Origin of the sequence: Bradyrhizobium sp. 155, assembly GCF_023101105.1 — a bacterium.
Lineage (GTDB): Bacteria > Pseudomonadota > Alphaproteobacteria > Rhizobiales > Xanthobacteraceae > Bradyrhizobium > Bradyrhizobium canariense_D.
On record NZ_CP064704.1, the window covers coordinates 6,420,161 to 6,444,291 of the forward strand.

Below are 24,131 nucleotides of genomic sequence, written 5' to 3' on the forward strand. Positions count from 1 at the left end.
CTTGGTTTAATGACCCGGCTCGACCTCTCCACTCTCGACGAGCAGCTCATCCGACTTCCTTCTGCCGAGGGGCTGCAAATCAAGTGTGATAGTTGAGGTAGAACGCAGTTGATCCGTCAGCTCAGGCTGCTATCCGCAGAATGCTTGCTCAAGAACCGGACTTTGCCGACAAGAGAAGGGGCGCTCGGGACCAGCAAACCGCCAGTTTCAATGCAGCGGCACGTGCTCGAGGCGGCTTAGCATTACAGTTGCTTTTGTTGCGGGCTTCTGAATCCATGGGCAACCATGATTCGAATGTCGTGGGCGCGGGCCGCGTCGGTTGAGGCGACGCTTGCGTTGTGGGCGGCGTCGCTTCGAGAGATCAAGCAACGGATACGTCCGTTGTTCACGCAAGAGCGTGTTGCGACGAATGCAGGTCTGTTCCTGGAAGGTCTGCTCGGAGATGAGCAGCGCAAGACCGGTTGGATGCGCGCGGAGGCGGCTGGCGATCCCGGCCCATGGCGGCAGCAGGCGATTCTGGGTCGTGGAGACTGGGACGCTGATGCCCTGCGCGATATCGTGCACGACTATGTCATCGAGCATTTGGCGGATGACGATGCGGTGCTCGTGATCGACGAGACCGGTTTTCTCAAACAGGGCAAAGCGTCATGCGGAGTGGCGCGGCAATACACTGGTTCGGCAGGAAAGATCACGAACTGCCAGATCGGCGTCTTCGCTGCCTACGTTTCGCGTCATGGCCATGCGTTCATCGATCGCGCGTTGTATCTTCCGAAGGAATGGACCGACGATCCAGATCGTCTGGAAGCCACATATGTGCCTGCCGATGTCGGCTTTGCGACCAAACCAAAGCTTGCGACGAGAATGATCGCACGCGCGATAGCCGGGTCTGTACCATTCAAGTGGGTTGCCGGTGATACCGTCTACGGTGTTGGCAACATCGAACAGCAACTACGTCGGGCAGGCAAAGGCTACGTGCTTGGGGTCAGCAGCGCTCATGTGTTTCGATCCTGGGGCAAGCGACCGCCGGTCGCCGGTACGGCTGCAGACCTCGCCCGGACGCGGCGCTCATCCGACTGGAAGCGCCTGTCGGCGGGAGCCGGAACCAAAGGACCGCGGCTGCACGATTGGTGTTATCTCGAATTGGCGGATCTCGAGGCCGAGCAGTCCAACAGTGCAAATGACGGTTTGTGGACACGCGGTCTACTGATCCGTCGTCGCATTGCCGATGATGACCTCGCCTTCTTCACCACCTGGTGCCCAGCGGGAACAGCCATTGAAACGCTGGTCGCGGTCGAAGGCCATCGATGGGCGATCGAGGACAGCTTTGAAACGGCGAAAAACGAGTTCGGGCTCGATCACAACGAGAGCAGATCCTGGCATGGCTGGCACCGTCATGTGTCCTTGGTGATGCTCGCCTTCGCCATGATGGCCGCGATCCGACATCGCGCTAATCCGCCACCGCCCAAAAAAACGAAACGGCGCCCCCCGGCAAAAGCCAAAACATAACCACCCCACCACTGATCCGTTGGTCAATCCAGGAAATCCGCCGCATTGCTATCAGACTTGCGCGGAAGCGGATTCAACCCGCACACATCATCGCATGGTCCTTCTGGCGCAGAGCTCACCAGGCTGCCGCTCAACGCGCCCACTTCAAATCAAAAAAGCAACTGTAATGTTAGGGTCTGTACCTAATTAGCGAGTTCTGATTCCCTGGTGCCAAGTTGATTCGGCACGGGGGACTTCGATGCGCAAAGGACTGTTCTGGCTCAACGACAAGCAGTGGGCTCAGATAGAGCCGCATCTGCCAACAAACCAGACCGGCCCGGCGCGCGAAGACGATCGACGCATTATCAGCGGTATCATTCACATGCTCCAGTGCGGCGCACGCTGGCGCGATTGCCCGTCCGACTATGGCCCTTACACGACGATCTACAATCGGTTCAATCGCTGGGCTAAGCGCGGACATTGGCAGGCGATCTTTGAAGCGCTCGCCCGCTGCGGCAAGGACCGAGTGGCTTTGTCGATCGACTCCACCTCGATCAAAGCGCATCGCTCGGCGAGCGGCGGAAAAGGGGGGAGTGTGAACAGGCGATCGGCCGCTCGCGCGGTGGGCGGACCACGAAAATCCACGCGCTGAGCGACCCTGATTGCAAACCTTGCGCATTTCATCTCACTCCGGGACAAGCCGCAGACATTGCCGCAGGGCCGGCCCTTTTGAAGCTCGCGCCGCCCATGTCTTCCCTCATTGGGGACAAAGGCTACGATGGCGACGGCTTTCGCGCCGAAATCGTCAATCGCGGCGCGAAACCCGTCATTCCAAACAAATCCAACCGGGTAACCCTCCACAGCTTCAGCAAGCGCCTCTATAAAGGGCGCAATGTTATCGAGCGCTGTTTCTGCCGGCTCAAGGATTTCAGGCGTGTTGCTACTCGCTACGACAAACTTGCCAGAAACTTCTTGGCCGCCGTCCACCTCGCCGCTCTCGTCGCTTATTGGATCAATTGAGTCTGAACCCTAATTCACCCACAAGCGGGCTTTGCCTGGTCATACTACGGCCGGCCCGAAGACATGCTTGCGAGCGCGGAAAACACCCCCCGGCGGAATGGTCGCCGAACCGAGCACTGACCTTGTGAGCCATATCGTCCGCCCGCTAAACGCACCATTGTTGTTGATTCCTTGGCCACTCGCGAGCAATGAACCGCCAGATGCCTTTCGCTACTGAATTCGCCCTTCGGGGGCGCAGGGCACACTAATCGTCGCGATAACCCCCCTTGAGGTCCCATATAGCACTGGCCTCATTCATCCAGCGTTTTTCTGTGAACTCAAACAGCACGGAGGCAGTATGCGCGCCTTCACTTTTGCTTGCCAGATCACCAACTTGATTGTCCAGAAATGATCGACGATGATAAGTACTGCGCGACAGAGAACGAATTTCAATGCTTTGTTTGGCCGGCTTGCTCGCGGTTGCACTGGATGAACAGCAAGATTGGAAAACTCTTAGGCAAGGACACGAAATGAGGGAAACTCGCTGGCTCAACGTGCGAGTTGACCACGAACGGACTGTGGAACGCTTCTCGGCCAAACGGGTCTGCTTACCTCCCATCCGCGCCGCAATTTCATTGGTCGCGCCCACGCCGAGAAACGCCTGACGAAGGCCGAACGGAATCTTCCGGACTACAAACTTTCGTATAGTCCTTCAAAACCCTTTCGATGTGGAAGGTTACCTCCGTACAGTTGAGCGCTTGATGCAATGCCTATACAGAGTCCAGAACTCGGCCGTTCGAGAGCGTGACGCTTCCGCATTCGAAGAGGCCAGACGCGATTGACGTCGTCGATCGGGGACCGACATTAGCCTGCGCAGAGCAACGATTTGTCAAACCAAGAGAGCAAACGGCGGGTCGCTCTAATCACCGGCGTGACTGGACAGGACGGCGCCTATCTGGCCGAATATCTGCTGTCGCTCGGCTATGTCGTGCACGGCATCAAGCGGCGCTCGTCCTCGTTCAACACTGCGCGGGTCGACCATCTCTACCAGGACCCGCATCTCGGGGACGTGCCGTTCCTGATGCACTACGGCGACATGACGGACTCGACCAATCTGATCCAGCTGGTGCAGCAGATCCGGCCGACCGAGATCTACAATCTGGCCGCCCAAAGCCACGTCGCGGTCAGCTTCGAGAGTCCCGAATACACCGCCAATGCCGATGGGATCGGCGTGCTGCGGCTGCTGGAAGCGATTCGCATCCTCGGCATGGTGAAGGAGACGCGGTTCTACCAGGCCTCGACCTCCGAGCTCTACGGCCTCGTCCGGGAGATCCCGCAGAAGGAGACCACGCCGTTCTATCCGCGCTCGCCCTACGGCGTGGCAAAACTCTACGGCTACTGGATCACGGTGAACTACCGCGAAGCCTATGGCATGTTCGCCAGCAACGGCATCCTGTTCAACCACGAGAGCCCGATCCGCGGCGAGACATTTGTGACCCGCAAGATCACGCGCGCTGTCGCCCGTATCGAGGTCGCGCTGGAGGAGACGCTCTATCTCGGCAATCTCGAAGCCAAGCGCGACTGGGGCCACGCGCGCGATTACGTCGAGGGCATGCACAAGATCCTGCAAGCCGACAAGCCCGACGATTTCGTGCTCGCCACCGGCGAGATGCACTCGGTGCGCGAGATGGTCGAGCTATCGTTCGCCCAGCTCGGCCGCCGCATTGCATGGCGTGGAGCAGGGGTCGAGGAGACCGGCGTCGATGAGACGAGCGGCAAGACGGTGGTGAAGATCGATCCGACCTATTTCCGCCCCACCGAGGTCGATCTCCTCGTCGGCGACGCCAGCAAGGCGCATCAGGTGCTCGGCTGGAAGCCGAAGCACACGTTCGCCCAGCTCGTCGAGGAGATGATGGCAAGCGATCTGGCGGAAGCAAAACGGGAGGCGGCCCATGGCAAGCGCACCGTTTGAGCTGAAGGGCAAAAGCGTCTACGTCGCCGGCCATCGCGGTATGGTCGGCAGCGCGATTGCGCGCCGGCTCGCGCGGGAGGACGTGCAGCTCGTCACGGTCGACCGGCGCGAGGTCGATCTCTGCAACCAGACGGCCGTGTTCGAATGGTTCGCGAAAACGCGGCCGCAGGTGATCTTCCTCGCCGCCGCAAAAGTCGGCGGCATCGTCGCCAACGACACGCTGCGGGCCGAGTTCATCTACGACAACATCACGATTGCTGCGAACGTGATCCAGGCCGCGCATCAAAACGGCGCCGAAAAGCTGATGTTTTTGGGCTCGTCCTGCATCTATCCGAAGCTAGCCCCACAGCCGCTGCGCGAGGTCTCGGTGCTATCAGGCCCGCTGGAGCCGACCAACGAGCCCTATGCGATCGCCAAGATCGCCGGCATCAAGATGGCGGAAGCCTATCGCGGCCAGTATGGCAGCGACTTCATCAGCGTGATGCCCACCAATCTCTACGGCCCCGGCGACAATTATCATCCCGAATTGAGCCATGTCGTTGCCGCGCTGATCCGCCGCTTCCACGAGGCGAAGGTCGCGGGCGCAAAGAGTGTCGCCGTGTGGGGCACCGGCACGCCACGGCGCGAGTTCCTTTATGTTGACGACATGGCGGATGCCTGCGTGCACCTGATGAAGAGCTATTCGGGACCGGAGCTGATCAATATCGGCACAGGCGAGGACATCACCATCGCCGAGTTCGCCCGTGTCGTCGCCGAGGTCGTTGGCTACAGCGGCGAGATTGCCTTCGACACGTCGCGCCCCGATGGCACTCCGCGCAAGCTGCTCGACGTCAGCCGTCTCGCAAGCCTCGGCTGGCGCGCGAGGACATGGCTTGTAGATGGAATGCGCCAGACCTACCGGGCCTTCTTGGCCGTATCGGGTACATCGGACAAAACGAGAGCCTCATGCAGCTGCTAACTGCTGACGGCGCTCATTGTGCGATTGCCAGACAGTTGCTTTAGGAATCTCCCGGCGAATTCGACAGGGCTCCACGTTTTCTTGGAGTTCGAGCACCTCCGGGTGCCGCGTGCCCGATGGAGGGCAGGCACGGCTAGACTGGCGGATAACTAAAGCGAGCGAATTGGTCAGGCGCGCCATGCGGGACGCTCTGTTTTGAACTTGAGGTAAACTGACTAAATGTGCGGAATTGTCGGCATCTTGGGGCGCGGTCCGGTCGCGGATCGTCTGATCGATTCACTGAAGCGACTGGAATATCGTGGCTATGACTCAGCGGGCATCGGAACGCTCAAAGGAAACCATATCGAGCTTCGACGCGCCGAGGGCAAGCTGAGGAACCTTGAGACACGCGTTCGCTGCCATCCGCTCTCAGGCCATGTCGGGATTGGGCACACGCGCTGGGCTACTCACGGCAAGCCGACGGAGCACAATGCTCATCCCCATGCAACGGACAATGTTGCAGTCGTCCATAACGGCATAATTGAGAACTTCCGCGAGCTGCGAGCGGAGCTAAAACAGCATGGCGCCTGTTTCGCCTCTGAAACAGACACCGAGGTGGTGACGCATCTCATCGACTTTTATCTGAAAGATGGCTGCTCGCCGCAGGAGGCAGTAAAAGCGTCGCTGCCGCGGCTAATCGGCGCGTTTGCGCTTGCAATCCTGTTCAAGGGTCAACACGACCTCATGATCGGTGCGCGCAAGGGCTCACCACTCGCGATCGGACATGGAGAAGGCGAAATGTATCTCGGATCGGATGCTATCGCGCTCGCGCCCCTTACCGGCTTGATCACCTACCTTGAGGACGGCGATTGGGCTGTGCTCAACCGCAACTTCAGCGTGGTCTACGACGCACAAGGCACAGTTGTCCGCCGGGAGGTGATGAAATCTGGCGCGTCGTCGGTTCTCGTCGACAAAGCAAACTACCGCCACTTCATGGCGAAGGAAATCCACGAACAGCCAGAGGTGATCGGGCAGACGCTGGCGCGTTACGTCGATATCGCCACCGAGAGCGTGGCACTGCCGCAGGAGCTTCCGTTCGACTTCAACGAGATCGGACATATCTCGATCACGGCTTGCGGTACGGCAGGCTACGCCGGCCATGTCGGCAAGTACTGGTTCGAGCGGCTGGCTCGTATTCCGGTCGAGCTCGATGTCGCCTCCGAATTTCGGTATCGTGAGGCGCCGATGCGCAAGGGAGATCTTGCTATCTTCATCTCGCAGTCCGGCGAGACGGCCGATACGCTGGCCGCGCTCCGCTATGCCAAATCGCAAGGCCTGCATACCCTCTCTGTCGTGAACGTACTGAGTTCGACCATTGCGCGCGAAAGCGGGACAGTGTTGCAGACGCTCGCCGGACCTGAGATCGGCGTTGCCTCGACCAAGGCGTTCACATGCCAGCTGGTCGTCCTTGCGGCGCTTGCGGTCGCTGCTGGCAAGGCGCGCGGTGAATTGCCGGATAGCGACGAGGTCGATCTCGTGCGAGCGCTGATCGAAATCCCACGGCTTGTTACCGCGGCGCTTGCCAGCGAGCCGCAGATCGAGAAGCTCGCACGCGACATCGCCAAATCGCGTGACGTGCTATATCTTGGTCGCGGCACGTCGTTTCCATTGGCCCTGGAGGGGGCACTGAAGCTGAAGGAGATCTCCTATATTCACGCGGAGGGCTATGCGGCCGGAGAGCTCAAGCACGGCCCGATCGCCTTGATCGACGAGAGCGTTCCCGTAATCGTCATTGCTCCCTGCGACCGGGTGTTCGAAAAGACCATCTCGAACATGCAGGAGGTCGCCGCACGCGGCGGCAAGATTACCTTGATAACGGACGCTCGGGGAGCCGCAGAGGTATCCATGGATTCACTCGCGACGATTGTGATGCCGGAGATGGATACGACGTTCACGTCCATTGTTTATGCGATTCCGGTGCAGCTTCTGGCCTACCACACGGCCATCCTGATGGGCACGGACGTCGACCAACCCCGAAATCTCGCGAAATCGGTAACTGTCGAGTAAGGCAAGGTGATGCGACCTGGACATCGTGGTCAGATTCCGAATGCGCACAAGCCTCGGTCACATCGAATTACGATGTGCCGCCCAGCTCCTGGCCCGATGCCACCGCATGGTTTCGCGGCGGTTCATAGCCCTCGCTTACGGAGGCGAGCCTCATGTGCAAAATTTACGGCCAATCAGGTTGCGAGGCTGGCGTGGCCTTGCCTCCGGCAAGCAAGCAGTCGCGCAGGGCTTATCACGACATTCCGATTGCTTGGACCTGGTCATAATTCGTGACAAACATCCAGGTTTCTAATACGACGTGGAAGCCAGATGAAGCTGTTCGATTAAGCCCATTATCGCTGAGGAGGCCCGCTGTGATCCTCCCCCTCAGCGCGGGTTTTGGACCGCATTAGGACCGCAGCGCCCCTCGAAGTACGAGGCGCGCCTCGCTTCGAAGGACAACGTGGCACTTGCCCGAGCATGGCGATCGGCGCTATCGGACGGGCTCGATCACCAGCACGCTCACCAAATCTTTTCCGTAAACCTCAGGTTAACTTGAGCAACTCGAGGCCAAATCGCTGGACATCGGGTGAGATGCTAACGCACCTCGGCTCCAATCGCAGGCTCGCGAGCTGTTCTAGCAGACATCTCACGGCAGCTCTTCCCTGCCGCTCTATCCCATGCATCTCGTCCTTGCTTTTCATTGCATGTCGGTGCGCTCAATGAGGAATTCGGCCACGCCACAGACAACAACCTTTCCACCGAGAATTGCCCGAGGTTTCAATAGGTTGAGAGTCACTCCTGCGACGCGAGCGGAATAACGCCCGAAAAACTGTGCGAGTTTGCGGCAATTGCCGAAAATATGCCGGAAACGTCAGGCGCTTACGGGTTGGTCGATAGTGCCCTTATGGCAGATTCGCGGCCATGAAACTGCACTCGGCTGGCGTGAGATTTTCTCCAGAACCGGCCATTTCAAACCGAGAGGAAACTCGCCATGTCACCAGCGTCCATCGCGCAAGCGTCAAAGGCCAAACAGCGCATTGGCGCCATCTTACGTGCGACGAGCGGCAACTTCCTCGAGCAGTTCGACTTCTTCTTGTTCGGGTTCTACGCCAGTGCCATCGGAAACGCGTTCTTTCCATCAGGAAGCGAAACCGCTTCACTGCTTAACACCTTCGGTGTGTTCTGGCTGGGGGCGTTGATGCGACCTGTTGGCGCGATTGTGCTTGGAGCCTATATTGACCAGATTGGCCGTCGGCAAGGCCTGATCATCACGCTTTCGATTATGGCTATTGGCACCGTCATCATCGCCTTTTGTCCCGGCTATGCAACGATCGGCATTGCCGCACCCGCGATCGTGCTGTTCGGACGGCTGTTGCAGGGCTTTTCTGCGGGCGTTGAGGTTGGCGGCGTTTCCGTCTACCTCTCCGAGATTGCCACCCCGGGTAACCGCGGCTTTTACACATCGTTTCAGTCTTCGAGCCAGCAGGTTGCGATCTTTGTCGCGGCTCTTATCGGATATTTTTTGAGCGAAGCACTTCCGGCCGAAATGGTTGCCGCCTGGGGCTGGCGGATCCCATTCTTCCTTGGCTGCTTGATCGTTCCGCTTATCTTCTTCCTGCGCCGGACGCTGGAGGAAACTCCGGAGTTTCTGGTCATGAAGACCCACCCAACGGCCCGCGAGGTCTTTGCCTCCACAGTTGCGAACTGGCGCATTGTCATTCTTGGCATGATGATCGCAATGCTGACGACCACGACCTTCTATTTCGTCACAGTGTACACGCCTACGTTCGGCAAGCACGTATTGCAGCTGTCCTCGCAGAACACGCTCTTGGTGACGCTTTTGGTCGCCGTGACGAACTTCATCTGGAACCCAATTGGCGGCGCGATCTCTGATAGAATCGGTCGGAAGCCGGTCTTGCTGACCATTGCCGGCCTTGCCTTGGTGACTGTATATCCGGCGTTGTCCTGGCTTGTGACCGACCCAAGCTTTGGCAAGATGGTGGCAGTGGAGATGATGTTCTCGTTCTATTTTGGCACCTACAGCGGCGCCATGTTGGGCGCTTTGGTCGAAATCGTGCCGAAGCACGTTCGCACAACCTGCTTTTCTTTAGCCTTCGCACTCGCCGCAGCTCTCTTTGGTACCTTTACGCCGCTGGCATCGACTTGGCTGATCGATCGGACCGACGACAAGGCTTCGCCGGGTTTCTGGTTGATGTTTGCAGCTTTGCTCGGCATTATCGCCGCGCTCAGGATTTATCCAGGAAACACCAACAGAGTTGCGAAGCTGTCGCGACCCGAGGGGTCTAACGGGGCCGTAAGCGCGCAATTTACCACACGTTAGCAGCGCGCCCACGGGGGACCTTCACGTCCAAGACTGAACTGAGCGGGGTGCGTGGCGGTCCTTGCGGTGATCTCGGTAGTCCGCGTGCCACTCGGCGGGCCGCGGGCCACTGCGGAATTCATGCAGCCTCAAGACGTGCCCGTTAAGTTTGCATGGCAGCGCACGTGGAGCTCGCGCGAGGGATGTATCTCCCTCGCGCGAGCTCTGCTCGTTTTTCACCTAACCGAAAAGTGCGAGTCGCGCCGCTCGACCACACAACGCATCGAGCGTTGCGTTAGTGCTCAGCCATTCCGACTCAGCATCAGCGACGGCTCGTCCCGATACGGCTCGACATTGCATAGGAAGAAGGTGTATCGCAGCTCGCCAATTCTCAGCTAGCGGTCGAAAAGCTTGAATCGTGCCTGGTGCGCCGAGCGTCGGGCCAGCATGACCACGACCCCGGCCGTCGCTGGCTCCGCTCGATCAGCGGCGACTTCACGCACCGCTAGTTTGGGCGGATGATGTACCGCGCGCAAGCTGTGCGAGCTCCGTCTCGAGCGTAGGGTTGCGCTTGAACATGGCGTCGATCAACGCTTGCGCCGGCTGCTCGGCCGCTTCCACCCACGTCGCCTTCTCCGCTCGTGCGGAGGGCGCGAAGACACGCTTGACGACCGTCGGCGACCCCCTCAGACCGCATTTGGCCATGTCATCCACGCCGGCAGTTTGAGCGCTCCATTTTACGACGGAGGCACGGGCCGCACGCAAGGCGTCGATCATTGCACCGCGGCGAATTTGATTGCTTGCCTCTAACATGCTGATGAGACAAGGAAGCTTGGAACGCAGCACCTGGACTCCTCCTTCGCAGCGCCGTTCCGCATCGATCGTGCGTGCTTTGAAGTCCAACGCTTTGATTGTTGAAACATACGTAAGCTGCTGGACCCCGAGCCTCTTTGCAATGCCAGGTCCCACCTGCGCCGTATCGCCGTCGATAGTCTGCTTGCCAGTGAATATGACGTCTGGTGGGCCATATTCCTTGCCGATATTGCGAATCGCGCACGCCAGAGCGTAACTCGTCGCCAGCGTATCAGAGCCTGCGAAACTACGATCGGTGAGCAGGACAGCACGATCGGCACCAAATGTCAGCGCCTTTCGGAGAGATTCTTCGGCCGACGGCGGCCCCATTGTCAGAACAGTGATTTCACCGCCGAACTTGTCTCGTAGCTCGAGCGCAGCTTCCAGTGCGAACAGATCATATGGGTTGATGATCGTCGGCACGCCCTGCCGCATGATCGTATTCGTGACAGGATGCACGCGGATTTGTGCGGAGTCGGGGACCTGTTTGATGCAGACGATGCTGTGCATATGCTTCTCCTAAGATGTTGAGCAGGCTCCCCACGAATAGCAACTGTCATACCACCCCAGGCACTTCGCCGATGTGCGACGAATGCAACGGCTGGCGATTGACGGCGAGACCGTTGGGACTGCGACGAGCTGCGTAAAGCGGGACGTGATCTCTCTCATCTGAGTCGCGCCATAAACGGCCCGGCCGCGATCTTGCGCTGGTTCGACACCTAATCATTTCTCATAGGGCGAATACATTGCAAGCAGACGATGACCAGCACGCGGCTGACGCGAAGATGGCTTACGCTCCCGGCATGGCCTCCCAAGCAGAGCACATCGGTTTCGTATCCGCTTCATGGACCAGAGTACCGCCTTTTGCGCACGCTCTCCTACCGCGCCCGGCGATCGAGAGAGACGCGAGCCGACTTTTTATTCAGAAGCGCTTGATCTCGATACCGTGCCTTCTCAAGGCATAGCCAATCTGGCGCGGCGTCAGTCCAAGCAAGCGCGCCGCCTTGGCCTGTACCCACCCGGACGTTTCCATCGCGGCGACTACGCGCTCGCGATCTGTGACCTTGGCGGCACCTATGTTGGGTCGGCCGGGTGGCTCTAGCGGTGTCAGTTCGCTACCGACCGGCTGAACGTGTGCCACAGCTTGTGTCGGCGGCATGCTCAGCCTCGCGGGAAGTGAGATTATCGGGCTCGGCTGTCGTGCCACTTGCTCCAGCCCGCACTTCCATAGCGTGGCCGACAGGCATTGCCCGTGGCAGCAGGCAAAATCGTCTCTTACGATCGACGATCCGTGCGCCAGGGTCGCGGTCCGCTGCACACAGTTCTCCAGCTCACGGACATTACCGGGAAATCCGCAATTCATAAGAACGTCTATCGCACTTGACTCGAAGACCAGAGCACGGCCGTTCTCATTGTTGAAGTTCTTCAAGAATCGAGCGGCGAGAAGCGGAATATCAGTGCGTCTTTCGCGCAGCGGCGGCAGTAGCAGAGGAACCACGCTAATGCGATAATAGAGATCGGCACGAAACTCCTTCCTTGCCACCGCCTCTTCAAGATTCTTGTTCGTGGCAGCAATCACGCGGACGTCGACTTTGATCGTCTGATTGCCGCCCACCCGCTCGAACTCCTGCTCCTGAAGCACGCGCAGGAGTTTCGCCTGGAACGACGCCGAGATCTCGCCAATCTCATCCAGAAACAACGTTCCCTTGTCCGCGAGTTCGAAGCGACCCTTGCGCGCGTTGAATGCGCCCGTAAACGCCCCCTTCTCGTGACCGAACAATTCGGATTCCAGCACCGTCTCGGTGAGGGCTGCGCAATTCAGCTTGATAAAGGGGCGTTTGGCGCGCGCTGAACGCTCGTGAATAGCCTTCGCGACCAGCTCTTTGCCGGTGCCCGATTCGCCACGCAACAGAACGGTGCTATTCGATTTTGCGATCAGCTCGATCTTCTCAAGCATCGCGCGCAGCGCCGGACTGTCGCCGATAATTCCCTCGACTTGGACCTTCTTACGCTCCCGGCCATGAGGCTTGAGCTCGGACGAAGGCTGCGTCTGCAGCCGGAACTCCTCGTCCATAAGCCGCCCGCGGTCGCGCACAAAGGTGCAATGCAGCTTTGCCGTCTGGCCCAGAAGGCTTGCGACCATCGTCAGCAGGCGGAGGTCGTCCTCGAGCTGCGCATGCGTCCCGTTGTCTGCGATGCGGTCGATGCTCAGCGTACCCACAACTTTCTCGTCGATCTCTATGGGAACGCCGATGAAGGCAACACACGTATTACGGGCGGCGTCTAGCATCATCTCGACTTCCGAAAAACTGAAGATCGAATGCAGCGCTACGTTCTCGACGATGAGCGGCCGCCCCGTCGCCACAATTTGATCAATTGCTCCTTGCGGCAAGCGCCCCCCGCAGCGCGCGTCGCGCCCTTCGCTCCGGCCGTCGTCTACGATGATCTCGGGCAGCCCGTCATGTTCGAACAGACATACGATGCCGCGCCGCATCTGCACGAGCGATGGCAGCCGCTCGATGACGCTCGCCAGCTTGGCTTCGAGCCGGGATAGGCCAGTGAGCGTGTGCGCTATTTCAAAGATCGTGCTTAGCGATTTCTCTTGCGACGGCAGAATAGAAGCGGAAGGGTCCGCGCCGGAGGTTGAGTTTGGTGTTTCGCTCAGGGAAACGCTGTCCAGCATAGTGACTTCTCCGTTCCTTTCTTGATCCTCCCCATCACCTCGATCGGACTTGTTAGACTCGTGTTGCATGCCTGCCTCGATCTGACATCCAATTCTCAGGCCGGGGGCGAGAGATGACGGCTCTTCATGGCACGCCGGCAGCACTTACAGTGACTAGATTTTGCGCTTATTCTTTCCAACTCGCTGCGCGGATTCGCCCGGCCAACATGGCTTCGATCGATGAAGCTGAGTTAGTCGGGTTCGCCAGGAACGGATTCACTCACAAGTGTTGCCCGCCATTGATCGGCACTTCGGCACCCGTGACATAACTTGCCGCATCTGAACATAGGAAGAAAATGACCTTGGCGACCTCTTCGGGTGTACCCACCCGGCGTAGTGGGATCTTTGGCACAAGATGCGCTTCCGTATCAGGCGACAAAATGTCCGTCTTGATTTCGCCGGGCGCGATCGCATTGACGCGAATGCCATGTGAGGCGTAGTCGTGCGCCATTTCGCGCGTGAGACAAGCGAGCGCAGCTTTCGACGTGGCATATGCCGTGCCTGCAAATGGATGCACCCGCGCTCCGGCGATCGAAGTCACATTGACGATCGAGCCTGACGCCGCTTTTAGCTCATCGAACAGACCTTGAGCGAGCAGGATCGGCGCCACCAGATTGAGGTGGAACACGCTCATCCAGGTATCGACTGAGGTCGCCAGCGACGTGAGCCGGGCACCGTTTGGCGTTTTTGGTGAGTTTCCGGCATTGTTTATCAGTCCCTGCAGCGGTGCGCCGGCAAGGCGCTCCTTTATCTGGGCAAGCACGCGCGGTAGCGTCCGATGATCGCTCAGGTCGACTTCGATATAGCTATCCCCCTCTGAGTCCCATGGGCAGCGCACCGCGTCGAATGGTTGGCGCGCGCAAGAAATGATGCGCCAACCGGCTTCCGAAAACAATCTTCCCGTGGCGCGACCGATACCGCGCGATGCCCCGGTCAATACCAGCGTCTTCCGCTCACGCAGCGGACGGCCCGCTCCATCGGCGTGAATTGGACCACGAGGGTCCGTTTCCGACGATTTAGCTGCGACCGCGTTGTCATCTGGTAGACCTAGATTCACACGCGACTCCCTTCCGCTCCCCTCGCCCGTGCACCTGGTGCAGGATCCGGGCCAGAGCGAAGCAGGGCACAGGTGGCGCGCTTTTACGACGCAAATGGCAGGTTCCGAACATCTGGCCTGTTTGCTTTGCGACACCGGCAGCGCCGCAGCAATGGCTGTCGTCGAGCTCCCGGGTGCTGCCCACTGCGTGCGCTACGCTTCGAGCCAGAGGCTGGGGTTTCCATGGCGAGCTGACTGCGTCACCACTCCACGAGTGGTCTGTGGGTCATGCGCGCTAGACGAGATAGATTAGCTGCGGGCGGAGATCAGGATTTAATGGCCGGTTCGTCCAAGTTCCTCTCGGCCTGGTTACGCGCGGCCGCACATACGGCTCTTGAGCCATACCGATGGGCCGCCGGCCGCGCGGTTCATCACACCTCCGTCCGAAAGGACTCCGCGAGCGGAGCATGAACAAAGGCCGTCGTCCAGAAAACGAAAGCCCTGCCCAGCAAAGGCGATCCATCTACCGGACGCGCCTCCTTGCTGCTGGGACATTCTGTCGTGACTGTCTGTTACGTCAGATTTCCTCGGCGACCCGGACCGCCATTGCCGTGCTTTTCACCGTCTGGCCAGCCACGGCGGACTTGGCTGGAGGATGACAGAACTGTAAGCTTTCCGCGCGACTCGACTTGCACCGGAGGGCCCGAAGTGTTGCCGGGCAAGACCGCCGGCCCTCGCTGGCATCCGCCTTACGCTTCTCAGGCGTTCGCCCTCCCACCGCACCGCATCCATGGTAGTGCGCCGGTCAGCCGTCGCTTGCGGGACGGAAGTCGCCATCCAACGTTCCTGCGACACGTTACGAAACTCGACCGTGTCGAAGCCAGCAGTATCAGACCGATGATCTAGCCCGTCATTGTTCAGGCCCACATTCTGGCGCTTCAGGAAGCCGCGAAATGCTCGTATGGATTATCGATCAGGGTCAAGCGCTCCGGATTGCTCTGGTCGAATTCAATAATCCGTGGCACGAGCAGACGGGCATAGCGCGTGAAGGCGCTGGTGGGGGGAAAGCGGATCACGGTAGCGCACCGCGCAAGAAGATACATGTCGATGAGAGCCGAAGCTCCACCTTCAATTCCCATTTCCGCACTATGCAACGGCCCTGCCCGATCGGCCTGGAAACGTTTTGGTACGGCGAAGACATCGGGAAACAGACCCGATAGGCGATCGAGCACCTGTGCACTGTCAGTGCACAGGAAGACCTTTACAGGCTTTGGATATGGCAAAGCCTTGGCTTTACGGATTGCCATGCAAACCTGACGAAGGGCGAGCTCCGAATCGGCCCAGTACGGCGCATGCTCCATGACATCTTCGCCATTGCCGTGCCGAACATGAACGCCAATGATGCTATGGCCGCTAAAATGTTCCTCATACAAGGCGTCGATCCGCGCTTGAATCTCAGACCTGAGCTTGATGTTCCGAAAGATCAGTCGTTCGGCTGCCTCGCCACAACGCCACATCAGGCAGGCGTCACAGACAATGGTGTTGGCTTCGTTATCTTCTCTCGCCTGGAACAGCTCGGTCAGTTCGTCACGTTCTCGGAAGATCTGCTCATCCGGACGATTGATGCAGTCGATCGACGGCCTATTCCACCACCGCGGGAAGAACGGTCCGGGAAACGAGAGCTGGTTGATCCGGTCATCGCAAATCACCGGTACCCCAGCGATGTCCTCAACCGGCTCGAAGAACACCGGAAAGGCGTTGCTGAACGGTCGGTCGATGTAGCAGGAACCGCGCCAGTCAACGACGAGCGTCCGCCCGGTCCGCTGCGCGTACGACCAGGCCGACGCCAATGACCAGAGGCAGTCACCGAAGCCGGTACGCCTCCGAGAAATAACAAAGCGTTCCTTGGTCAAGTTATCAAACCCTTCTCGTTTTGCAAGATCAGCTTTGTGTGGCGCACCTAGCATCTGCGATTCCGATCCACGCCAGTGGACGGCTGGTCACCGGGACGCAAGGCGATCAACCCGCAACCCTCCTCCACGGCACCGCGCTTGGGAGGTCATACGAGAGGCCTCCAAAGAGCCCTCTTCCGCATTGCTCACCTTTTGCAATCACGCAGTCGGTGACGGATGCAGCCGTATACGGCGGAGATCCCAGAGCCCACGCAGTTCGTTCACGAGAGCTTCTCGCCTAGTCCTGTCAGTGGTGACCCTGGCGAGAAGATCGGCAAGAACAGCTTCCTTCTCAATTTGCATCAGCATGTCGAACAGGTCATGCGAGACGCGCACGCTCTCCTGGCTGGAGTGACCCATGCGGATCTCGCAGACTGTCTCCTGGCGTTCTCGGCCCGCATGAGCGCGAACCCGGTAAAGAGATACATGGGGCGGCAGTGATACAGCGAGTGCAGTCCAGCTTTCGAGCGTTGTCGCCCGCTTTTTGACGAGGAATGAACCGATTACAAGGCCATCCAGCTCGGTTGACAAAAACGCCGTAATCGCATCGGCAACGGAATCTACGATCGGTTCGGCATTGTTGTTGAACGACGTGTTAAGCAAAATCGGGACGCCTGTCCGGCTCTTGAACGCATTGATGAGTTCCCAATAGGCGGCATTGTTCGTGCGGGAAACCGTCTGCAGCCGAGCCGTACCATCGATATGCGTGATCGCGCCCAGCAAAGCACGCTTGGATTCCCGCACGCGAACGACGAAATTCATGAAGGGGTATTCTGCGCGACCATCCGGCAACTCAAAGAACGCGCCCGCATCCTCCTCCAGAACTGATGGTGCAAATGGTCGATAACTCTCGCGCTTCTTGACCATCGCATTGATCCGGTCCTTGTTCGCCGCGGGCCTCGGGTCCGCAAGAATACTACGGTTGCCGAGCGCACGAGGGCCGAACTCCGATCGGCCCTGCACCCACCCGATCACGGCGCCATCAACCATCCACTCGGCTGCTCTGGTTGCGACGTCAGCGGTCCGTTCAAACTCGAGGTGTCCGGCCCATCCCTTCAGTTCCTTTTCGATGCTATCGTCGCTGCCGACATCTGGCCCCCAATAAACCGCCTGTAGCCGCTCGCGGGGCGCAGGCTGCCCGGCCTCGTTCGACACCATCAGCGCCGCGCCCAATGCGCATCCGGCGTCATGCGCAGCCGGCTGCACGAAGATGTCTTCGAACAGGCCTGAATACAGGAGTTTTCCGTTCAGCGTGCAGTTATGGGCCACCCCGCCAGCCAGGCACAACCGTTTCATTCCGGTCGACTCACGGTAATGCCGCAGAATGTGAAACACGATCCGCTCCAGCGCCTCCTGCAACGATGCGCTCACATCTCGATGCTGTTGGGTGAACGGCATTCCCTTTCGCCGGACCTCGATATTTTGCAGCAATGCTGGGCCGATACGTTCGAGGTGAACGCGGTAGCCACCGTTTGCGCAGAGCTCATAGAATTGGGAAAAGAGCTCGCGATAGCGTGCGGGATCTCCGTAAGGAGCCAGTCCCATAACCTTATACTCGTCGAACAGGCCGTAGCCGAGATATCGGATCGTCTCCAGATAGAACAGTCCGAGAGAGTTATTCTCTGGAAATGTCATAAGCTCGGTCATTTCGCTGCCTGACCCGACAGCCAAGAGACCCGACAGGAAGTCGCCACAACCGTCGATCGCGAGGACCAGGCTATCTTCAAAACCCGACATCGCCAGAGCGCTCACGGCGTGGGCCTGATGGTGGCCTACGAATGACACCCGGGAAGGATCAACTTGGGTACCGAACTCCGTGGCTAGAAGGTGCCGTAGCAGCAGATTCGCATCTAGGGGAATTGAGATTTCCGGTTGTGAGATGAACAACCGTTCGAGCATTGCATTGCAATAGGCTTCAGTAGCGTAGAACGCAATACGATCGACGTCGCGAAGCTCCACACCCGCGGCTGCAAGACAGTATTCGATCGCACTGCTCGGGAGCTTGTTTGAATGTTTGATCCGGTTAAGGCGCTCCTCTTCCACGGCAGCGATCACGCGCCCGTCCTTGACAAGTACCGCGGCGCCGTCGTGCAGAAACGTGCCCGGCAGCCCAAGGGGGTTTTCATAGACCCTGTCGAGGCCGCCACTCAATCCTAGACACAGCATCTTGTTCTCCGTTAATCCTGAGAGGCCTGTTGGCCTATTTCGTATCGCTTGCTTTGGGAGTAGGCCGCGCGAGGCCGATCAGGCATCGCTAGCTGACGAGACGCATATAAGCGTCGCACGCGATTGGAAATTCGCTAAGCCCGATATCTCATCTCGCACACGCGATGCTTCGCTTAGATCTTATTCCTCTCACCGCATCAGGCGCTGCCGAAGGAGCACGGCCGAGACGAGGAAGGGAACTGCTGCGTAGATGCAAAGTGCGCCCACATGCAATCCGACGCTGTCAACCGGTCGACCAAGCATTGTTGGACGAATGAGATCGACCGAATGACTCAGCGGCAATAAGGCTGCGATGCGTTGAAATGAACCGGGCAACTGGCTCATTGGGAAGATCGTCCCGCTTAAATACATCATGGGCGTAAGAATAAGCGACTGGTAGAAGATGAAATAGTCGTGGCTCGGTGCAAGTGCTGAAACGACCATTGCGAGGCTCGCGAAAGTAACGCCAGTGAGGGCGATGGCTGGTAACGCATAGGGAATGGATGACCACTCTGCGTAACCCAGCGCGACGGCCACAATCGTGATCGCGGTCCCGGCGAGCAAGGCCTTGCTCGCTGCCCAGGCCACTTCACCGAGGACAATGTCGCCGAGCGTAAGGGGCGTACAGAGCACTGCCTCCCAGGTGCAATTTGTCTGCATGCGAGCGTAAGCCGCATAGATCGTTTCGAAGGTTGCGGAGACCATCGCGCTTGTGGCAACCATTCCAGCCGCCAGAAACGAGATGTATGAGGTGCCCTCAACACCACCTATGATCATTCCAAGGCCAAAACCGAGACCGAACAGAGAGCTCATCGGCTCGGCCAGATTCCCAAGAACCGATGCCAGAGCAACTTTCCGCCAAACCAGAAAATTGCGGCGCCATACCGCCATCCAGTTCCATGGATTAGCAGGGAGCGCCGGCGCAAAACGTTGCCACATCGTTCAGTCCTTTATCTCTCGCCCGGTTAGCCGCAAGAACACATCCTCCAGATTTGGAGGACGCTGCAGAAAGCGCAGATCCGTGCGGTTGACAAGCCGGAGGCGCACCTGCTCTGGATCCGTGACATAGCAGAACAGCGTCTCCCCGCTCACCTCAGCGCGCTGCACTTGGGGTCTGACCAGCGGCAGCAGTTCGTGCGGGTTACCGCCGTAAATCTCGATCACTTGGCAGCCGATCTGCTGCTCGATCAGCGCGCGAGGCTGACCTTCGGCGATCTTACGGCCGTGCTCGAGCACGCACAGGCGGTCGCACAATCGCTCCGCCTCTTCCATGAAGTGGGTGGTGAGAAGGATCGTTTTGCCGCGCCCTAATAACGAGCGCAAGCGTTCCCAAATCAGGTGACGGCCGTGCGGATCGAGGCCGGTCGTCGGCTCATCAAGGACCAAGAGCTGCGGATCGTTAATGAGGGCCCGTGCCAACGTCAGGCGTCGCTTCATGCCGCCGGACAGTTCGGCGACTCGCGCGTCCGCCTTGTTCTCCAGGCGTGCGAATTCGAGCAGTGACGGCGTGACCGCTTCCACCTCAGCCGCGCTCATGGCGAAGTAGCGCCCGAAAACGAGCAAGTTTTCGCGCACCGTGAGCTGAAGATCAAGGTTATCGAACTGTGGGACAACCCCGATCCCCCGGCGCGCCAAGCGCGCCCGCGCCGGCACTGGCTCGCCGAGCACGCATATCTTACCTGCGTCGGGCGATGCAACACCCAGGATCAAACGCGCAAGCGTGCTTTTACCCGCGCCGTTTGGTCCCAGCAGACCGAAGCACTCTCCCGGCGAGACCGTAAACGAAAGAGCGTCCACGACGACCCTGTCGTCGTAGAACTTGCTCACCTGGAAAAGGTCGACTGCCGCGGTTGACATCTGCTTACGCCATCGCGACGGACGTTGTTCCCGCCGCTTCCCCGCTTGCGCGCTTTTTTGTCCAAAGCAGGCCGTCACACCATACGTGATCGACGCGTCCCCACTGGCACGCGGCGGCAGCATCCGGGAAAAAGCCGCGTCCATGCAGATTGGCGCTGGTATTGCAAAGCAGCGGAATGGCTGTGAGCTTCTCGTATTCGACGAGAAGCTCGGCCACTTTATGCTGGGAGGTTCTAGAAACGGTTTGTAGACGAGCAGATCCATCGAGATGCACGACGGCGGGAATTTTGTCCCGCCATTCTGGTCGCGTCTGGTGATCGAACAGCATGTACGGATCGGGTATTCCAGGGCTAAAAATCTCCGCGGCACGATCCTCCAGGCATATCGGCGCTACCGGCCTGAAATGCTCACGAAGTTTGACATCGTTGAGATGATCTTTCATTCCTTCCCAGCTCGCAGCCGCGAGAATGCTTCTGCCACCCAAGGCTCGCGGCCCGAGCTCGGCACGCCCGGCAAGGAAGACCACGGGCTTGTCGCAAGCGAGGATTGCCGCAAGTTGGCCCATAGTGCAGGGCGCGCCCTCCCATTCGGGCGGGACTTCGCTGGGACGCACGGCCGGTCCGCTGTAGACCGACCATTCCAGAGCTCTAAAGCCTTGCTGTGCCGCCAATGCAGAGCAAGCAGCACCAATGGCTGAGCCGCTGTCGTTCGGAAAGGGCGGCACCCACACGAAATCGAACAGGCCTGTCGCACGAAATGCACTATTCCACTTAATATTCAGGCCACAGCCGCCGGCTATGCAGAGGTTACGCGCCCCCGCAAGATTCGAATGCCGCTCCACCACATCAGCAATGGTGCGAACCAGCAGACGCTCTAGAAACACGTGAAATGACGCAAGGACGTCTTGGGCCTGTTTTTCCTTCAATCGCATTGCGCACGCATCGAAGAAGTCGTGCAGAGCTTCAAGTGGCGATTGTGAGCTGTTGATCTCTTCAAGCTCGGGACAAGCACCCTCAGCATCCGTGGCAAAGTGCGCCTCATAAAGTTCATGAAACGTCTTAATACAATCCTCGTCGGGCGATCCCAGTGCGATATAGGCCATCAGCTTGCCGGCAATACCGAGATCCCAGCTGGTCCGGTCTGCCCGCCTGTAAGGTCCAAAGTGGTGTCCTGCCGTCGCATAGGCGTGACCTATTATCGGAAACAGGCACTCGATGAACCGGATGCCGTGGGGCTCTACATAGTAGAGGCGCGGAAACATGCAGCCGTCCCACACCAAGCAGAAAGCAGATTGTCCGGATTTGGCAAACGAGCTGGCGCAGTATGCGGATGCTACGTGCCCGGTAACATGGGGATAGCTTTGATAGGGATATAGCTTCCCATCAAGCATGAGGCCGATCCGATCGCGGGACGTCAGGGGGCTATCGCCTTGCCGTTCGACATACGGCGCGCCCTTGAGCTTGATGGTCGTCGTCCCACTAAGGACTTCGAACTGTGACTCGAACTCTCCATCCCAGCCATCAATGACGAACTGATCAACATCGCTCGGATCCAGCCCGTGCTCCGCCAAGGCGTCAACAACGGCATCCAGGTTGTCGATGGTTTGATAACGCGGATTGTTGTTCAGCTTCTCCTGTTCGACACAAAACACCACCCGGCCGTCCTCGATCAGAGCGACTGCCCCGTCGTGCGTCAACTTGATACCGCAGATGCGCATAGTAGGTCCTTTCAAGCTCGGCCGTTAGAACAAATCGAAGATCGCTCCGGATTGCGAAAGCGGACCAACAAGCAGTCTTCGTCAGCCGACTGCCCCTGGCACTGCACGCGTTCGACCTCAATGAGCGCTTCAGCCAACATCGTGATGACTGTCTCGGCGCCAGCGACATGCCCCCATCGCCTGCAGGTGGCATCACGTGCAGATCCGAAGACCAGGTGCCCACCTGGAGCAAGCATCTTCACCAGCTTGTCGATTGCGGTACGCATCCGTGTCATGTCTTCGAGATAGTAGAGAACTTCGGCGACCACGATCAGATCGAACAGCTCTTCGGTCGAGAACTGCAGAATATCGGTCGCCGCCCAGCTGATATGCGACCACCTCTTGGTCCGCTGGACCGCTCGACCGATCGCTCGCGGCATAACATCGATGACCGTGAGCCGTTTGCAGTGAGGAGCAAGCTTCTCTGTGAATGCACCGGCCGCGCACCCGATCTCGAGGCCGGTTGAGACGGCGCCGTTCGACAGCGATAGTCGTAGCAATTGGGTGTGACGCTCACGTTCGAACGGATTGTCGTCAAGCCGCCACGGGTCATCGTTGGTCAGCTCCCGTTGCAACGATTGATATGTCTTGTCCACGCTCACCACTAAATCCCCTACAAAGCTGTCAGTCAGTCGCGGCGGCAATGCCATCAGACGCGATCAGCTGCGAGGAAGCGCGCGAAAGACCTGCCCCGCGAATTGAGCCTGGCGCTTCCGATCCCGGGTTAAGGCTTGGTCCATTTGTCGCGTCTTCGATCGAGGCCTTCGACTCATCGACGTCTGATGATTTCGCTACTTTGCGCGAGAGCCAGTCGCTGTTGCTCAAGGTACAGAGCGCATAGGCTTTCATCGGGAGCAGGAGGAAGATGTTGATAGGCGTGTGCAGCGAGAAGCCGATAAATCGAAGCTCGCCGGCACGAAGGGCCGCCACGCTGCATCGAACCATGGTCATCGCGACGATGGTCAGACCGGTCCACCAGGGCACGGTGCCGGTGAGCGCGAGCTGAGCGAGCGCGGCAATCGATGAGATGGCGAGCAGCAGCGGCCCGAGGTTCTGTCCGAGCACGTCGAGCGTAAGGTACCGGTCCAGGCCGGGCAACAGGTGCAAACCCAGCAGCGTATCGCGGTAAGTGCTCCGCGCCCAGCGGAGCTGTTGCCGCAGATAGGGCAAGAGCCTGTCCGGGACCACCGTGGCGGCGATGGCGTCCGGAACGTACTCGGTTCGAAACCCTGCCTTGAGCATGAGGATCGTCAGATGGCGGTCCTCACCGAAGTCGCTCGGCTTTCCTCGGAAGAACTGCGTCTCGTACTGGTCCAGCAGCAACAGCAGCGCGGAGCGGCGGTACATGGCACACGGCCCGCAGCAGCACATGACGGCACCAAAGCGCGTCTGAGCCGCGCGCTCCTCGTTGCAAGCCAACCAGTACTCCATGTCGATCAATCGGGTCAGCCAGCTGTCGTTCCGGTTGCTGGCCATCAATTGCCCCATGGCCGCGCCGACGGCTGGATCCTGCATCTTGCGTACGAGTTTGCTGACCACGTCGCTGGCGATTTCCGTATCGGAATCGACGTTGAGCACGAGATCGCCGAACGACCGGCGTATCGCTGCGATCTGCGCCTTACGCTTTCCAACGTTACTTGGCAGCAGAATGACGGTGAACCTCGGGTCATACGCGTAGCTCCCATGGACCGGGGCCACTGCAGCGACATTTGCAGAGCCGTCATCGACCACATACACCTGCAATCGCCCTGGGTAATCCTGGCTTGCGAGAGATTTCAGGCAGGCCGCCAGCGTGCGCGGATCCTCGTTGAAGCAGGGCACGATGATATCCACGCTGGGCAGAGCTGCGCTCTCGACGAGGTCGTACGGCGGCAGTGAGGCGTCGGTTCGCAGCGCATAAAGCGCCTGCGCGGTCTTATGGACGCTGGAGAGCAACGCGTAGGAGGCAACAGCAGCGGTGCTGATGGTGGCAAGCAGGCTCATGTGATT

At 59.0% G+C, this 24,131-nt stretch carries 15 protein-coding genes and 1 pseudogene; 6 read left to right on the plus strand and 10 right to left on the minus strand.

Annotated features, from left to right (window positions below; all coding sequences use genetic code 11):
- The first annotated feature begins 285 nt into the window (after positions 1-285).
- From IVA93_RS30790 to IVA93_RS30815, 6 genes and pseudogenes are all read left to right on the plus strand, one after another.
- The gene (locus IVA93_RS30790; protein WP_247285483.1) at positions 286-1,506 is read left to right on the plus strand and encodes an IS701 family transposase; all 1,221 of its coding nucleotides are present in this window, start codon (positions 286-288) and stop codon (positions 1,504-1,506) included.
- Positions 1,507-1,744: 238 nt separating this feature from the next.
- Positions 1,745-2,505 (plus strand): annotated as a pseudogene (locus tag IVA93_RS30795) (IS5 family transposase).
- 865 nt (positions 2,506-3,370) lie between these two features.
- A complete protein-coding gene (gene gmd, locus IVA93_RS30800) occupies positions 3,371-4,456 on the plus strand; it encodes a GDP-mannose 4,6-dehydratase (protein ID WP_018455490.1) in 1,086 nt (361 codons plus the stop codon).
- A complete protein-coding gene (gene fcl, locus IVA93_RS30805) occupies positions 4,437-5,414 on the plus strand; it encodes a GDP-L-fucose synthase (protein WP_276003505.1) in 978 nt (325 codons plus the stop codon). The genes gmd and fcl overlap by 20 nt, the downstream gene beginning before the upstream one ends.
- Positions 5,415-5,633: 219 nt before the next feature.
- Positions 5,634-7,460 carry a glutamine--fructose-6-phosphate transaminase (isomerizing) gene (gene glmS, locus IVA93_RS30810; protein ID WP_018455488.1) on the plus strand — a complete coding sequence of 609 codons (1,827 nt, stop codon included), beginning with the start codon at positions 5,634-5,636 and terminating at the stop codon, positions 7,458-7,460.
- A gap of 973 nt (positions 7,461-8,433) precedes the next feature.
- Entirely contained in the window at positions 8,434-9,783 is a 1,350-nt protein-coding gene (locus tag IVA93_RS30815; RefSeq protein ID WP_018455486.1) for an MFS transporter, read from the plus strand.
- A 474-nt stretch (positions 9,784-10,257) separates the two neighbouring features.
- On the opposite strand, the gene IVA93_RS30820 is transcribed toward IVA93_RS30815, so the two are convergent.
- The 10 genes from IVA93_RS30820 to nodC form a co-directional block, all read right to left on the minus strand.
- Entirely contained in the window at positions 10,258-11,124 is an 867-nt protein-coding gene (locus tag IVA93_RS30820; RefSeq protein ID WP_018455485.1) for an electron transfer flavoprotein subunit beta/FixA family protein, read from the minus strand.
- A 412-nt stretch (positions 11,125-11,536) separates the two neighbouring features.
- Positions 11,537-13,297 (minus strand): nif-specific transcriptional activator NifA, encoded by a 1,761-nt coding sequence (gene nifA, locus IVA93_RS30825; protein WP_157642943.1) that lies wholly within the window; start codon positions 13,295-13,297, stop codon positions 11,537-11,539.
- 259 nt (positions 13,298-13,556) lie between these two features.
- The gene (locus IVA93_RS30830) at positions 13,557-14,393 is read right to left on the minus strand and encodes an SDR family NAD(P)-dependent oxidoreductase (protein ID WP_026232961.1); all 837 of its coding nucleotides are present in this window, start codon (positions 14,391-14,393) and stop codon (positions 13,557-13,559) included.
- 917 nt (positions 14,394-15,310) lie between these two features.
- Positions 15,311-16,339: a nodulation protein NodZ gene (locus tag IVA93_RS30835; RefSeq protein WP_524536843.1), complete on the minus strand. Its 1,029-nt coding sequence runs from the start codon at positions 16,337-16,339 to the stop codon at positions 15,311-15,313.
- Positions 16,340-16,483: 144 nt separating this feature from the next.
- Positions 16,484-18,490 (minus strand): carbamoyltransferase family protein, encoded by a 2,007-nt coding sequence (locus IVA93_RS30840; protein WP_247363789.1) that lies wholly within the window; start codon positions 18,488-18,490, stop codon positions 16,484-16,486.
- 189 nt (positions 18,491-18,679) lie between these two features.
- Positions 18,680-19,468 (minus strand): nodulation factor ABC transporter permease subunit NodJ, encoded by a 789-nt coding sequence (nodJ, locus tag IVA93_RS30845; protein ID WP_026232959.1) that lies wholly within the window; start codon positions 19,466-19,468, stop codon positions 18,680-18,682.
- A 3-nt stretch (positions 19,469-19,471) separates the two neighbouring features.
- Positions 19,472-20,386 (minus strand): nodulation factor ABC transporter ATP-binding protein NodI, encoded by a 915-nt coding sequence (gene nodI / locus IVA93_RS30850; RefSeq protein ID WP_018455479.1) that lies wholly within the window; start codon positions 20,384-20,386, stop codon positions 19,472-19,474.
- A gap of 4 nt (positions 20,387-20,390) precedes the next feature.
- Positions 20,391-22,103: a nodulation protein NodU gene (nodU, locus tag IVA93_RS30855; RefSeq protein WP_018455478.1), complete on the minus strand. Its 1,713-nt coding sequence runs from the start codon at positions 22,101-22,103 to the stop codon at positions 20,391-20,393.
- Positions 22,104-22,114: 11 nt separating this feature from the next.
- A complete protein-coding gene (gene nodS / locus IVA93_RS30860) occupies positions 22,115-22,792 on the minus strand; it encodes a nodulation methyltransferase NodS (RefSeq protein ID WP_198293358.1) in 678 nt (225 codons plus the stop codon).
- Positions 22,767-24,125 (minus strand): chitooligosaccharide synthase NodC, encoded by a 1,359-nt coding sequence (gene nodC, locus IVA93_RS30865; protein WP_018455476.1) that lies wholly within the window; start codon positions 24,123-24,125, stop codon positions 22,767-22,769. Before nodC ends, nodS begins: the two co-directional genes overlap by 26 nt.
- Between the last annotated feature and the right edge of the window lie 6 nt (positions 24,126-24,131).

Coding starts and splice junctions, on each gene's coding strand:
- IVA93_RS30835 (WP_524536843.1), bottom strand. CDS start 16,339: ATGCTAGGTGCGCCACACAAAGCTGATCTTGCAAAACGAGAAGGGTTT.
- IVA93_RS30790 (WP_247285483.1), top strand. CDS start 286: ATGATTCGAATGTCGTGGGCGCGGGCCGCGTCGGTTGAGGCGACGCTT.
- fcl (WP_276003505.1), top strand. CDS start 4,437: ATGGCAAGCGCACCGTTTGAGCTGAAGGGCAAAAGCGTCTACGTCGCC.
- IVA93_RS30815 (WP_018455486.1), top strand. CDS start 8,434: ATGTCACCAGCGTCCATCGCGCAAGCGTCAAAGGCCAAACAGCGCATT.
- IVA93_RS30840 (WP_247363789.1), bottom strand. CDS start 18,490: ATGCTGTGTCTAGGATTGAGTGGCGGCCTCGACAGGGTCTATGAAAAC.
- IVA93_RS30820 (WP_018455485.1), bottom strand. CDS start 11,124: ATGCACAGCATCGTCTGCATCAAACAGGTCCCCGACTCCGCACAAATC.
- nodU (WP_018455478.1), bottom strand. CDS start 22,103: ATGCGCATCTGCGGTATCAAGTTGACGCACGACGGGGCAGTCGCTCTG.
- glmS (WP_018455488.1), top strand. CDS start 5,634: ATGTGCGGAATTGTCGGCATCTTGGGGCGCGGTCCGGTCGCGGATCGT.
- nodJ (WP_026232959.1), bottom strand. CDS start 19,468: ATGTGGCAACGTTTTGCGCCGGCGCTCCCTGCTAATCCATGGAACTGG.
- nodC (WP_018455476.1), bottom strand. CDS start 24,125: ATGAGCCTGCTTGCCACCATCAGCACCGCTGCTGTTGCCTCCTACGCG.
- nodI (WP_018455479.1), bottom strand. CDS start 20,386: ATGTCAACCGCGGCAGTCGACCTTTTCCAGGTGAGCAAGTTCTACGAC.
- nodS (WP_198293358.1), bottom strand. CDS start 22,792: ATGGCATTGCCGCCGCGACTGACTGACAGCTTTGTAGGGGATTTAGTG.
- nifA (WP_157642943.1), bottom strand. CDS start 13,297: ATGCTGGACAGCGTTTCCCTGAGCGAAACACCAAACTCAACCTCCGGC.